This window comes from Hamadaea sp. NPDC051192 (assembly GCF_040682475.1).
Taxonomy (GTDB): Bacteria; Actinomycetota; Actinomycetes; order Mycobacteriales; family Micromonosporaceae; genus Hamadaea; species Hamadaea flava.
Window position 1 is genome coordinate 1 of the sequence record NZ_JBFBAZ010000012.1, and the last position, 13,019, is coordinate 13,019.

Here is a 13,019-nt window from a genome sequence, read left to right on the forward strand (position 1 = left end):
GCCCGCATTATTGACTTGTCCACAACTTTCAATGATCTGGCGGTGGCTGTCTTCGCGCATCCGCGCAGCTCAACCGGTGAACCGTGACTGCCGTACTAGGCTTCGATACTTCGGAACATGTCGATGAGATGTCCTTCAATCACGAGGGAGGTAAGGTGCAGCAGAATCCCATCCGGGGCCGACGGCGCGTTGCTGGCGTCGTCGGTGCCTCGATGCTGGCCATCGGGCTGGTCATCGCCGTGCAGGGGCCGGCGTCGGCCACCAGCACCACGCTCAACGGAGTGGTGGATCATGACGGGACGTGGACCTGCCACGCGACGACCCGCTCCGCGACCAAGGCAACGATCTGGTTCACGCCAACTGACCTGATCACCGACCAGGATCTCGACCACACCCTCTCGCTCGCTCTGAGTAGCAACGACTCGTCGTGCACGTCGGTCAGCTCCACGCAGACGTGGCTGAACAGCTATGTGCAGAAGACACTGAAGAGCGACGCAAACGTCGGCTTCCAGTTCCGAATCAAGTCCGGCTTCTACGACCAGGTGGACGACACTTGGAGCGGTACGCTCAGCTACTGAGCTTCGCCTTCGAACTACCAGCGAGGCGGCTCCGGCCGCCTCGCTGCCGTGAGTTGTCCAGGTCAGACACGAATTTGACACGGTGGAAGGTACTTATGAGACGGGGATTGGCAGCTGCCGCGTTCTTGGTTGTGGCCGCTGCGTTGGCGAGCTGTGGGCAGCAGCCGAGCCCGAGCGCTTCAGCCACGAACCAGGTAAATGAGGAGTCGGCGATGGTCGACGAGTTCTGGGCGACGACGAAGACCCTCGACTTGCCCCCAGGCGTGTACTGGCCCGCGAAGGCTCCCATCGCTGAGCCGGAGGTCGGCTCGGACGGCAAGCTTCACGGCCACTCATATGAGAAGGGCTGGGGCACCGCGACCGCGCAGACGATGTGGTACTGCGCCTGGCAGCGCGAGTGGCTGTCGCAGTTCGGCCACGACAATCAGCGGGCCACCACCGCGTACCAGAAGCTGTTGACCTTCAAGAGTATGGACCAGTACGTGTTGTACTCAGACCAAGGAACCCGTGACTTTGTGGACAGCACTTTGTCCAAGGCTGCCCTTGGTGATCCGTCGCTTGTACAAAACAATGTGAACCTCAACTGTCACACGGTGCTGCCGACCGTCTCTTCGGCTGCAGGATGATGCGCAGGGCGAGTGGGGTGCTGATTGTGATCGCGCTGACGCTGGCGGGTTGTTCGGCGCCGACTACACCCGTCCCAGGGAAGGCGTCCCCCCTGTCGCCCCCCGAGCCGGTAAGCGTCCAGCGTGGTGACATCGTGTCGGTAGTTGCCTTAGAGGGCGCCGTGCAGGCGACGCCTGAATATGTGCTGTGGTCGGCGCGAAAAGCCGCCGTTGCCGCTGGCAAGGGAGTGCGGCCGGGTCGTCGGGTGAAGGCCGGCGATGTGATCGCCCGGCAGGGCTCGACGGTTCTGAAGGCGCCGGTGGCGGGCTACTTCGTACGCTGGCTGGTGCCACTAGGTGTCGAGGTCGCCGCGCGGGTACCAGTGGCGGAGCTGCGGTATCAGGGGTTCGGAGTCGCTGCATCCTTCCCGCCGGAGCTGTCTTACCGAGTCTATGGCGGTCCAACCTCGGCGCAGGTCCAGATTGCAAATGGGCCAGGGCCTTTCGGCTGTGCGTTGTTGCCCTCCGTCCAGTCGCCCGCCACCGATGGACCGCGAGTTGCGGTTTTGTGCGCGATTCCCACAGACGTCGCTGCCTTCGCTGGTTTGAAGGCCACGATCGGCGTTCGTACCGGTGAGCGGCACGGCGTCCTGGTCCTTCCTGCGTCAGCGGTCTCATCGACGGCGGACCGCGGAATTGTGTGGAAGACCACCGGCGGGGCATATGCCGAGACTCAGGTCAGAGTGGGTATCACCGATGGCATTAGCATCGAGATAGTCAGCGGCCTTGCCGAGGGTGATCAAGTCCTTCCCTATCCACCGACGCTGTCGGTCACAGTCCGGTGAGCACGTTTGTTCTGCAAGCGCGCGAGCTGCGTAAGACTGTCGCATTGCCAGGAGGACAGCCGCTGGAGGTGCTGCGAGGCATTGACCTGAGTGTGACGACAGGTGAGTCAGTGGCTGTCATGGGCCGCTCCGGATCGGGCAAGTCGACGCTGCTGGCGCTGTTGGGTCTGCTGACATCTGTACAGCGAGGTTCTCTCCGAATTTGCGACCAACCCGTCGACCGGCTTAGCGATCGGCAGCGGGCGATCTTCCGTAATCGCAACATCGGGTTTGTCTTCCAGTCGTACTCGCTCGTGAGGCACATGACAGCGGCCAACAACATCGGGCTAGCCCTCCGCTACGGCAGCAACACAACCAGGCGCGACCGAGCGCGGCGCGTCCAGGATGTATTGCAGGCGGTGGCGCTCGCCGATCGAGCGCGAAGTCGGCCACGGCAACTGTCCGGAGGCGAGCAGCAACGCGTTGCCATCGCGCGCGCGCTCGTACGACGTCCATCATTGGTTCTGGCCGACGAGCCTACCGGTGCACTGGACACTCAGACGGCCGACATCGTGCTCGATGCCCTCTTCACTACCGCCCGCGACCGGTCGACCGCGTTGGTGATAGTGACGCACGACCTACAGGTCGCGCAACGGGCCGATCGCATCGTGACCTTGACCGACGGGCAGTTGGTCAGCGCATGATCGGTGCCAGAACGCTCGGCCACGCGGCGTCCGAGCTGCGTGCTCATCCGGGCCGCGCACTGCTCAGCGCAGTGAGCCTTCTCCTCGGCGTCGCGTCCATTGTTGCGATTTTTACGATCTCGCAGGTCGTGGAGGATAGCTTCGTCGCGGCAGCCGAGCAGGCACACGGCCGCGATATGACCGCTCAGGCCACGCTGGAGCTGCCAGGAGCAACACCGCAGGCAATTCGTGCTGCCGGTCAAGCCGCAGCGCCGCTGACACATTCGGGTGGAGGCTACGCCATCATTGTCGAGCCAACTGGAGGAACCGCTTTGGCTCCGTCGTCGCCGGGCCAACCCCAGGGTCCAATGACGTTCCAGACGCTCACCATGGTGGCAGGCGACCTAGCCGCTGTCCGACGGCTGCAGTTGCTTGACGGTCGCTGGTATCTGACGAATTCCGACACGCCCATCGAGCTCGTCATGAACCTTGCTGGAGCCCGCCGCTGGGGAGGCGTCGGCACCAGCCTGTCGACGCTGACCACCAAACAGCAGCCGCCGATACCCGCACACGTCGTCGGCGTCATTGCGGACGGAGACAGCAACCCCCGCGTATATCTGCCCCTCATCGCAGTCCTTAACGCCAGACCGACCACGCTGCAAGGCCGACAAACCACCGTCCTGCTGCATAGCCCCACGGCGGACCTGCCCACTCTGCAACTTATCGCCGACCAGATGGCAGCTGCGTCCGGCGGGAAGCTGCCAGACCGCATCGCGCGTGCCGACGGCATCGAGGGGTTACGCTCCCGCCTGCGAACTCAGCAACAGGCATTCCTCATCATCGCCGCACTCACGCTGATCATCGCCGCACTCGGCATTCTCAACATCGGCCTCGCGAGCGTCGCGGAACGAACCCGCGAACTTGTCGTGCGCCGCGCACTCGGCGCAACAAGATCCGCGATCCTCGCACAGATGCTCCTAGCGGCTCTAGTGCCAGGCATACTCGCAGCCGCGATCGCAGTTGCCTCAGGAATCGCCGTCATCAACTGGTGGCTACCCACGCAGATCGATCCTGCGACGGCTCTTGCTGCACCCGCGTTCCCTCAGAGCGCGGCCGTCTGGGGTGTAGCTGCCGCGATTATCACGGCGCTGGCCGGTGCGGCTGCGCCGGCCCTCATGGCCGCGCGGCTTGACGTGGCAACCGCGCTGAGAGACTAGACACGGGTGTAGCTCGGTTGCCTGCTTGCCATGTGCCGTGGCGCTCCTGCTGCTCGGCTGGCTGCTGATCATTATGACGCGGCAGCGTCGCCTCGCCTGACCGGCTGTCGCCGCAGGGCAGTCCTCATAGTCGCGGCTGCTCGCCCGACTCCCCCGGAGGCAGACGTGAAGGATGATGATCAGCACACCCAGGCTGACCCTTCATAATGTCCAACTCTTGGCGCGTTCGGTCCGCGCCTCGGCCAGCCCGTGGTCGCCGCGGCTGTTGGCGTCCATCGCCATCGCCGAGAAGACGATGCCGACGATGCCCAGCGGGGTGCAGCAGAACAGGGTGGCCGCGATGGACAGGCCGAGCCACAACCCCGGCGAGCTGTCGCCGCGATAGGAGGGACTGCCGTCGGTTCAACTGTCGGTGATCGCACCGGGGATGAGGACGAAGACCTCCTGCCCTACGGTTGCCGACGGTGTCACCTTGAACGAGCGGGCTTCGCCTGTGCCGGTCTGATGGCTGATTCGGCCGACGGTGATCGCGCCGACAGCGGGGGCTTGCTGAGAGGGGTCGTCGACTTCGATCCGGTTGCCGGCCAGCACGGGTGCGTCGGCGTCCACCTCGCTAAACACGATGCCTGCGTTGGTTCCGTGCAGGCTACCGGTGTAGTTGCTCAGGCTCGTGCGTGCCGTCATCGCGAAGCCGGCGGCGGTGGCGCGCAGCACCGAAGCGATACGGTCGTGAATGGACTCGATGCGGCCGACCAGACCGTCCGGTGTGGCGATCAGCTGACCGGGCTGCGCCGCCGGGATCCCGGTCACGTCGATGCTGATGAGATCGTCGGAAACCTGCAGCACAGCGGCAGGGACAGCGACCGCGTCACCTGGTGCACCGCCCTGGATTCGCTCGTGTGTGACCTTGTCCCGGCCGTGGTAGGCGGTGACGGTTGTGGTCAGCGGGGTCGCCGAGACCGGCAGCAGCGTGATCACATACCGGCGAGCCTCGCCTCCGCCGTCGTCGTAGACGTCGTCCACTGTCGTGGACGTTACCGCTATCCGGGTCACTCCGGGTGCGGCGACCGCGATGGCCCACGCCACTGAGCCCAGCCCGCCGCGGGTGCCCATGCGGGCGCTGACGAAGCTGACGACCCGGCTCGTGGGATCGGGTGCCGGACGGTCCGCGCGAAGGACCAAAGTGTTGGGGTCGTCTGTCGAGGAGGTGACGATCGCCAGGCGTGGCTCATCGTTGATCCGAGCCTCCATGACGAAGACTGCCCCGAGCGCGGTGTCGTCGTCGGCCAGCAGCACGTGCACGTCGGTCGCTGCCACCGGTGCCGTGCGCTGCGGGCTTGTGGCCGAGATCCAGACCCGAACGGCGCGCTCGACCAGGTCGGGTTGCGTGGTGTGGCCCGCTACGGCCCAGCCCAGAAACGGGCCGTCCGGTGCTGTTACCGGCATGGGACCCCCACCGATCAGCAACTGGCGTAGACCGAGTACCGCCACCAGTACCCCCAGCGCAGACAGGACGGCGGCGGCTCGCCGGCGTTGCAGACGGGCCGCCCGCCTGCGTACCTGTCGTACGGGCTCGCCGTCGCTGGGGGACTGTGACTCGGCCAGTTGTGCCAGCCGAAGCCGTACGTCCTCCACGTCGTCGATCTTCACGTAGCTGTCTCCTTCCGTCCCGCCAGTACCACCGGTGCGGTCATCTGTGATCGCAGCCGCTCCAGACCCCGCGAGGTCAAGCTCTTGACGGTCCCGACCGAACATCCCAGCAACTGGGCGACGTGGGCTTCGGAGAGGTCCTCGTAGTGGCGCAGCACCACCGCCGCACGCTGCCGGGCCGGCAGGAGTATCAGCGCGCGGCGCAGCGCGTCGCGATCATCGGCCCCGTCGTAGGGATCGCCACCGGGTAGAAGGTCGAACCCTTCGTGCGGGGTCTCTGACCACCATCTGCGCCGGCGGCTGCTGATCAGCCAGTTGATCAGGATTTTGCGCACGTAGTTGTCGAACTCGCCCGACCGTGAAAGTCGTGGCCAGATCAGGAAGGTCTTGGCCAACGTCGTTTGCACCGCGTCCTCGGCATGCCCACGGTCGCCGCACAGCAGGAACGCGATCCGGAACAACCGGTGGTAACGGGCGCGGACGAAGGCTTCGAACTGTTCCTCGAGCTGACGATCCACCCCTTACCCGCTTTCCTATGGCACCGCGTCAGACCATCCTCACGCTTTAGGCCCCGTGGAAAGTTGCCGGACGCCACCGGCTGACCAGAACCCGTTCACCGGCGTCCCCAGGGCGGGCAAGAATTCGCCATAGGCCGGTGACGGTCCAGACGGAGTTCCTGTGCCCCCGGGGTGCGGTAACGTCTGCGAGCTCCAACCTGCCAAGGTGGTCGTCCACGGCAGCACAAGCGCAGGCTATTCCAGTGGCTCGATGATGAGCGCGCCGTCGGTAGTGCACCGGGCAAGCATGATGTGGTCGCCGTCGTTGTACACCGCGCACGTGCCGTCCGGCAGCGGCTCTGGTACGACACGTCGGGCTTCGACGTCCCAGCGCCCCAGTCCTTCGCCGACGCTGCTCTCGGTGATGACATAGACGAGAACGGTGTGGCCTGCCCGGTCCTGATAGGTGTGCAGCAGGTGCGACATCGGGGTCATTCCGTCGCCGGACCAGATCAACGTGCCGGTGCTGGCATCCCAGTAGTGCACGACACCGTCGAGGTCGAACCCGACGAGGATGTGCTGCCCGGCATTGGTGCGGACGACGGTCAAACCGCTCATATGGTCAAGGCCGCTGGCAAGTGGTTCGCCCAACGGTTGGCCGGTGGCGGCGTCCCAGCGGCGTACCTGTCCGGCTTCGCAGCCGGAGAACAGCGTCGCGACACCGTCCACCACTGCGGCGGCCACCACCTTCACGCTGACGGGATGGCCAGCCGACGGTTCTCCCAGCGATCGGCCGGTCGCAGCATCCCACCGATACACAAGCCAGTCATGCCCAGCACCAGCGACCACGATTCGCCCAGCGGGCAAGGTCACCGCTGCCACATCCCAGATCGTCATCGGCGTCTCATCCGGCGTCGGGTCGCAGACGGTCAACTCCGGTACGGCGACACGGACGATGCCGTCCTCATCGGCTCCCACGACCACTGTGCTGCCGTCGGCAAGCCCGGCGACGGCAACTCCGAACCAGCCCATACGTCTAAGGACGCCTAACAGCTGTCCCGAACGTGCATCGAAGCTGACGATCCGGCTTCGGGTTTCGACTACCAGCGTGATCTGTTCGCGGCCGACGCGTACGACGTCCACCCGATTCGGGTTCCCGGCATGCGGATGCACCGCGGCCGCGGCTTGCTGGCCGGTGACCAGGTCGAACTGCTGCACGCGTGTGTCCTCCGTGGCCACCAGCAGCATCGGCCCACCGCCGCCACGGTAGACGGTAGTGAGCGCGCTGACGCGGTCGCCGACGGCGATCGGGTCACCCGTTGGTTCGCCGGTCAACGGATTCCACCGGTGCACGGTGTCGACGACCGCAGTAGCGAGGATTCCACAGGCATACGCGACATCGCCCGGAAACCACGGCTGTCCCGGCGCCGGCTGCCAGCCGGTGCCGAAGCTCTTCGTTACTCGCAGTCCGGTCGACAGATCGCCGACGTGGACGTTCCCTCTGGCGCTGGCGACGCCGACCAGACCGGGCCCGGCGGAGAACACAGCAACCGGGATACCGCATCTTCCCAGCGGTATACCCACCGGCTGGCCGGTGACCGGGTTCCAGGCTTTCACGAGGCCGTCAGCGGCGCCGCTGACCAAGAGCGGACCGGCGTCGCCGCCGTCGACCAGAGCGAGGGACCAGATCGGCTGGTCGTGTGCCGGCCGGGGTTCGCCGGCCGGCAAACCATCCATGGCGTTCCAACTCCGCAAGTAGCCGTCGTCACAGCCGACCACGATCACCGGGCCCGACGACCCGGCGACCACGGCCATCGGCAGGCGCGGCGGCATGCCACGCAATGCCCAGTCCGTGATCGGCTTTCCGATCGGTTCGCCGGTCGTCTGATTCCACCGCCACAAGCCGTAGCCGGCCGACCCGCCGACCACAATGCGTCCGTCCGGCGATTCGGCGATCGCAACAGTGGTGGGACCTCCGAACGACGTCTGCGGCGCGAACGTCGTCCCCGACGAGGGGCCTTTTGACGGATTCCATAGCCGGACGGTGCCCTCAGCGGCCGACAGGCACTGCGACCGGTGTCCGAGCATCGCCGTCACGACGATCGGTGTCGCGTCGGGGATCCGCATGAGCGAGCAGCTTACGGCCCAGTCGCCGTACAGGTGTTCCCCTGACCGCGGGTAACGGCGTACGGAGGTCAGCGGTCGACCACCCAGACCGTGCCGTCCGGCGGTGACCCTGTCAGGACGATGGCGGCGACGATCCTGAGAGCCTCTGTAAGGGGGACGGTGTCCTCGTCGGGGTACTCGTCGTGCTGCCCGTTGGCCAGCACGTATCCGCCGCTGTAACCCTGGGTGCCAGGTGTGGCGGCGTTGCTCGCCCTCGTCAAGTTCGTACCCTCGCAGGATCACCATCGCGCGCTGGGTGTTGGTCACCAACCTCAGCGACCGCCCCGACGTGCTGGCCAGCGACATCTCAAGTTGGCCGCCTGCGATCCGGGCCCGGATCTTCTCATGCAGCTGCGTCGGCGGCCCGACCGGCTCGCCCTCGATTGTCCAAGACTCGATCACGCCGGCAACCATCTCACGCGCGTCGGCTGACTCTGCTCCCGGACGCCGTCCGTGATCAACCTGCGGCTGGCGTCGTGGAGAACACCGCACTTGGGTCGCCCAGGCGATCGCGATACCGATCGAGGACGGCGTCGAGCGCAGCCTCATCCTCGGTGGTGAGTTGACGGCGGGGCAAGGCGATGGGCGTCTGGCCTGGACCGGCGAACACATACGCGACGGACAGCTTGCGCGCGTACTGCAGGCTGGCCCAGCTTGCCGCCCGCCGCGCCGCCGGGCTTTCCATCTGGACGCCCTCCGCGGAAACGGTGAAGGTGGTCGGCGCGAACGCCCAGTCCGGCAAAGCACGCAACGCGCGTGCGGCGCCCGTCAGGAAGAGCACGAGCGCGCCGAGGCCAACCACGCCCAACGTAATGGCGCCGACGATCTGCTCGGCCAGCAAGCTCGTCAACATCGCGAACACCAGGAAGGAGAAAGCCAACGACTGCCAGCGGCCCCACACGCCGAAACTCAGCATGGTGCCGACCTTGCGGTAGTCGTCGCGGTCGCGCATCACGGTCAGCACCACGCGATCCTCAGTGTGGATCTGCACGCCGAGATTCTGGGTGGACGCAGTCCTCAGGTCAAGGCCGCAATCGAGCCGCGCGGGTGAGTGCGCGAGGTTTCGCGACCAGCATGACCATCGCTCGTCGGCAGGCTAGGGGCAGCACGTACCACGCGAGCTGGCGCTCTGCGAGCGATGATCTCGAGAGCGTCTTCTAGGAGGACGGCGTCTTCGTCGGGGCTATTCGTCGTGCTGCCCGTTGGCCGGCGCATATCCGCCGCTGTAGCCCTCGACGGCCGGCGTGGCGGCGTGCTCGCCTGGGTCATCCTCCGGGCGGAGGATGACCATGGCACGCTGCGTGTTGGTCTCCAACGTCAGCGACCGCCCGGATGTGCTGGTCAGCGAGATCTCGCGTCCGCGATGAAGCGATGCCTGCGAAGTCCTGGAGTGCACCGTGCCCGGGTTGCTCACGCGATCGCGGAACCCCTCACGTACGGCCTCCTCCGCCGCCTCGTCCTCAACAGGAAGTTGCCGGCGGGGCAAAGCAACAGGTGCCGGACAGCAGAGCTGAAGGACAGTGGCAGATACGATCCCGACGAGGTCGCCGCCCGGACGGCCAGACACACGTCCAGCAGATCATCGATCTCGACCGCCTATGGAGGCCGCGTGGCTGTCCCGTCTAATGTTGCGCTGTCCCTCCAAGACAGCAGTTTGAAAGCGATCATGTGCGCGGCTGTCGGTGTTGGGCTTGGTGCAGTCGCCGTCATTCCGGACGTGAGCGGTGAACACCTGGCCGCCTACCTCAATCCGTTCTTCAGTTCGGGTTTCGCCTGGGGCTTCGCCGGTCTGCTGATCGGGTCGGTAGCCAGCCGGGCAGGGGCCTCGGCGAAACTCGCCGGGCTCACCCTCACGATCGCGGTGATCACGTATTACGGGCTCATTGTTGTGATCGGCCGCCGTGGGTGGGTCGATCCGGTATATGCCGAGCTCGATATAGGCCCGTCTGCGGGCTTGTCGTCGGTGGTGCGGTCACTGCTGTTCTGGGCCGCGAGCGCGGTGGTCGGCGGCGGGTTCATCGGATGGCTGGGATGGCTCGCCCGCAATTCATCCGTGCGGCTCGGATCGGCTGCAATCGGGGTGAGCTTCGCGCTGCTCTGCGGCGAAGCCGTCTTCACGCTCGTCCACGTCAGGTCGATCTACCAGGGCCCACTGGACGCGTTCGATCTCGGCAAACTGGTGCCCTCACTCGTCCAGATCGTTCTGGCTTTTGTCGGCATCGGCGTCGTGCTCCGGCTTCGTCGGCAGCCAGTTTCGCGGCGGCTGGTCGCCGGGGTGGGCGCGGGAGCCGTGGCCGTGAGTGTCCTGCTCTGGTCTGCGGTGTCGACCATTCGGACAGGCCTGTGACGCCAACGGCGCTGCCCAGCGGAGAGCCCAGGTGGCTGTTACAACACCTCCGTGAGGATGACAGCGAGGGGGCCACTGCGCCTAGACAGCCTCGTCGCGGTTGATCCACCCGCCCAGGGTCGCCAGGTCGTGTTCGAGCCGGTCCTGCAGCGCACAGCCGCCGTCCGGCCGGTGGGGTTGTTCGCAGGTGCAGTCCCACCAGCTTTTCCGCAGGGCTTCGAGGGTCATGCCGATCACCTTGCGGGCCACGACGACGGTGAGCCCGCCGATCTCGACTGGCTGACCGTTGGCCTCGTGCATCGGAACAGCGACTTGCACCGTCGAGTCGGCGGCGTCTTTGGCCACAATCTGCGGGTCGGTGTGCTCGCGCCGGTCGGCGTTGTGGACCGCGAGCATGCCGCACACCCCGAACGCGGCCAGCACCAGCAGCCCGTCACGCTGCTCGACGGTCACCGGCGCGGTGTCGTGCGCGGTCAGCTCCGCATCGCGCATCTGCGCGGCCAGACTCGTGCCCCATTCGCGAACCAAGGCCGGTGTCATGTAGTTGGTCATCACCGTCCGCGGTGTGAGGCCCATCTGCTGGCTGACCATCGTGGCCCGCTCGGCCACGAGACGCTCCACATAGTCCCCGCCCGGTAGGTCACCACCCTGCTCGCTGACCGCCTCACGCAGCACAGCGGCCAGCTCCCGGACCCGTTTGGTGGTGTGCAGTTCGGCCACACCGGACACGCTAACCGCCTCCGCACACCACCATGTCGGCCGTCACCCGGATCCATCCCATCGGACTACCGGCGAACTGAATCTTCTACGCCTGGGAGGCGCCACCGGAGCTCATGCGCAGCTTCGCATGCCGCAAGATCAGCGCCGCCGTTTTCGCGACTTCGGCGTGCCCGGTCTCGGGATACACGTGCTGGTAGATGTCGGCGGTCGTGATCACCGATGAATGCCCGAGGTCGTGCGACGTCTGCTTCAACGCGACCCCGGCCGCCCCGGCGGCACTGGCCGAGCCGTGCCGGATGTCGTGCAACCGCACCGGCGGCAGCCCGAGATCAGCACGCCGGCGCTGGAACTCGCGGGTGATCCAATCCGGGCGCACCGGCCGACCATCCACATGCGTGAACACCGGGTCCAGGACGTCCACCGCGCCGCCGCGAAGCCGGGCCTGTTCCCGCCGATACTGGCGCAAGATCGCTACCGACGTCTCGTCCAACGCGACCGTGCGACGACCGGCCTGCGATTTCGTCAGCCCGACCCGAACGACGCCGCCGATGACCAGGACCTGCTCGCGCACCGTCAACTCCCGGCCGACCAGGTCCACATCCTGCCACCGCAACCCGGCCAGCTCCCCCCGCCGCAAACCATGCAGGCTGACCAGCCACCACAACGCGAACAGCCGACCATCCTGCACCGCCTCCAGGAAGCGGCCCAGATGCGGCAGATCCCAGCACGCCACCCGCGGCCGCACCCCATGCAGCCGCCACTCACGCTCCCGCGCCGGCGTCCACACCACCGGATACGCCCGGACACCGGTCGGGGTCTTGATCCGCCACGCCGCATTGAACCCGACCAGACCGTTGCGGCGCGCGTGACTCAACGCGCTACGCAACACCGCCCGGATCCCATGCACCGTGCTCGCCGCGATCAACCTCCCCGTGCGGGTGCGCCGCGATCCGATCCGGTCCAATGCCCGCTGCACCTGCTTCGTGCGCAGCTTCGACACCCGAATATGGCCCAGTTCCGGGATCAGGTAGCCGTTGACCACCCGCCGGTAGCCGGCCAGGGTCGACGCCCGCACCGCCTCGTGGCGTTCCAACTCGGCCAGCCAGAACCGCAGCCACCGGCCGACCGTCCACGTCCGGGCGACCGCCTCGGCGCTGGGTAGCGACTGCAGCTGTGCCATGGCCTTTCTGGCGTCGGGTTCGGTGGCGAACCCGCCCTTGCGGATCCGGGTACGCCGGCCGTCGACGCCGTCGACCTGGACCGCGAAGTACCAGCGGCCATGCGATACGTCCTGGTCGAGCTTCGGGCAGCTGAAACCCAGCTGCTTGCCGTCCTCGCCACGGCAGCCGCAGCGCCGGTAGACGACACCCGGCTGATCTTGTTGCTGTACGAACTTCGTTCCCTCGGGGGATCGAGTCACCGTCTTCTCCTCAACTAACAGGAGCGGACACTCAATCCGAAGGTTCGGGGTTCGAGTCCCGTGGGGCGCACCCAAGCCTGATCGGCTGATCTCATGCGTTTGGCCCGGTGCGACCGCTTGACGTGGCGAAACCGGAAAATCGGTGAGTCAGAAGGTCTGACTCACATGTGACTCACACGAGCCAACGCATTTAAGCTGGCCATTCGACTTTCGACGAAAGGCCAGCTAGGCTGTGGTGCGCCGCCAGGGACTCGAACCCCGAACCCGCGGATTAAGAGTCCGCTGCTCTGCCAGTTGAGCTAGCGGCGCTCG

14 protein-coding genes and 1 tRNA gene are annotated in these 13,019 nt (G+C 66.3%); 6 read left to right on the top strand and 9 right to left on the bottom strand.

The window, feature by feature from the left end; translation table 11 throughout:
* The first annotated feature begins 155 nt into the window (after positions 1-155).
* The 5 genes from AB0M47_RS07600 to AB0M47_RS07620 all read left to right on the top strand — a co-directional run bounded on the left by AB0M47_RS07600 (position 156) and on the right by AB0M47_RS07620 (position 3,907).
* Entirely contained in the window at positions 156-578 is a 423-nt protein-coding gene (locus AB0M47_RS07600) for a hypothetical protein (protein WP_363410008.1), read from the top strand.
* Positions 579-790: 212 nt separating this feature from the next.
* Positions 791-1,204, top strand: a complete 414-nt coding sequence (locus AB0M47_RS07605; RefSeq protein WP_363410011.1) for a hypothetical protein — start codon at positions 791-793, stop codon at positions 1,202-1,204.
* Between the two features lie 17 nt (positions 1,205-1,221).
* Positions 1,222-2,028, top strand: coding sequence for a hypothetical protein (locus AB0M47_RS07610; protein ID WP_363410014.1), 807 nt, complete (start codon positions 1,222-1,224; stop codon positions 2,026-2,028).
* A complete protein-coding gene (locus AB0M47_RS07615) occupies positions 2,025-2,711 on the top strand; it encodes an ABC transporter ATP-binding protein (RefSeq protein ID WP_363410017.1) in 687 nt (228 codons plus the stop codon). The genes AB0M47_RS07610 and AB0M47_RS07615 overlap by 4 nt, the downstream gene beginning before the upstream one ends.
* Entirely contained in the window at positions 2,708-3,907 is a 1,200-nt protein-coding gene (locus tag AB0M47_RS07620) for an ABC transporter permease (protein WP_363410020.1), read from the top strand. The genes AB0M47_RS07615 and AB0M47_RS07620 overlap by 4 nt, the downstream gene beginning before the upstream one ends.
* A gap of 201 nt (positions 3,908-4,108) precedes the next feature.
* On the opposite strand, the gene AB0M47_RS07625 is transcribed toward AB0M47_RS07620, so the two are convergent.
* The 6 genes from AB0M47_RS07625 to AB0M47_RS07650 all read right to left on the bottom strand — a co-directional run bounded on the left by AB0M47_RS07625 (position 4,109) and on the right by AB0M47_RS07650 (position 9,634).
* A complete protein-coding gene (locus AB0M47_RS07625; RefSeq protein ID WP_363410023.1) occupies positions 4,109-4,267 on the bottom strand; it encodes a CD225/dispanin family protein in 159 nt (52 codons plus the stop codon).
* A 42-nt stretch (positions 4,268-4,309) separates the two neighbouring features.
* Complete coding sequence (locus tag AB0M47_RS07630) at positions 4,310-5,557, bottom strand: rod shape-determining protein MreC (RefSeq protein WP_363410026.1); 1,248 nt, start codon at positions 5,555-5,557, stop codon at positions 4,310-4,312.
* The gene (locus tag AB0M47_RS07635) at positions 5,554-6,075 is read right to left on the bottom strand and encodes a SigE family RNA polymerase sigma factor (RefSeq protein ID WP_363410029.1); all 522 of its coding nucleotides are present in this window, start codon (positions 6,073-6,075) and stop codon (positions 5,554-5,556) included. Before AB0M47_RS07635 ends, AB0M47_RS07630 begins: the two co-directional genes overlap by 4 nt.
* Before the next feature lie 234 nt (positions 6,076-6,309).
* Positions 6,310-8,622 carry a WD40 repeat domain-containing protein gene (locus tag AB0M47_RS07640; protein ID WP_363410032.1) on the bottom strand — a complete coding sequence of 771 codons (2,313 nt, stop codon included), beginning with the start codon at positions 8,620-8,622 and terminating at the stop codon, positions 6,310-6,312.
* 55 nt (positions 8,623-8,677) lie between these two features.
* Positions 8,678-9,211 carry a hypothetical protein gene (locus AB0M47_RS07645; RefSeq protein ID WP_363410035.1) on the bottom strand — a complete coding sequence of 178 codons (534 nt, stop codon included), beginning with the start codon at positions 9,209-9,211 and terminating at the stop codon, positions 8,678-8,680.
* A gap of 192 nt (positions 9,212-9,403) precedes the next feature.
* Entirely contained in the window at positions 9,404-9,634 is a 231-nt protein-coding gene (locus tag AB0M47_RS07650; protein WP_363410038.1) for a hypothetical protein, read from the bottom strand.
* Positions 9,635-9,829: 195 nt separating this feature from the next.
* Here AB0M47_RS07650 and AB0M47_RS07655 point away from each other — a divergent pair, with 195 nt between their 5' ends.
* On the top strand, positions 9,830-10,567 hold the full coding sequence (locus tag AB0M47_RS07655) for a DUF6518 family protein (RefSeq protein ID WP_363410041.1): 738 nt from the start codon (positions 9,830-9,832) through the stop codon (positions 10,565-10,567).
* An 81-nt stretch (positions 10,568-10,648) separates the two neighbouring features.
* Here the strand turns inward: AB0M47_RS07655 and AB0M47_RS07660 are convergent, their stop codons facing one another.
* From AB0M47_RS07660 to AB0M47_RS07670, 3 genes are all read right to left on the bottom strand, one after another.
* Positions 10,649-11,287, bottom strand: a complete 639-nt coding sequence (locus AB0M47_RS07660; RefSeq protein WP_363410044.1) for a hypothetical protein — start codon at positions 11,285-11,287, stop codon at positions 10,649-10,651.
* 85 nt (positions 11,288-11,372) lie between these two features.
* Positions 11,373-12,707, bottom strand: coding sequence for a tyrosine-type recombinase/integrase (locus AB0M47_RS07665; protein ID WP_363410047.1), 1,335 nt, complete (start codon positions 12,705-12,707; stop codon positions 11,373-11,375).
* 233 nt (positions 12,708-12,940) lie between these two features.
* A tRNA-Lys gene (locus AB0M47_RS07670) sits at positions 12,941-13,016 on the bottom strand.
* Positions 13,017-13,019 lie beyond the last annotated feature (3 nt).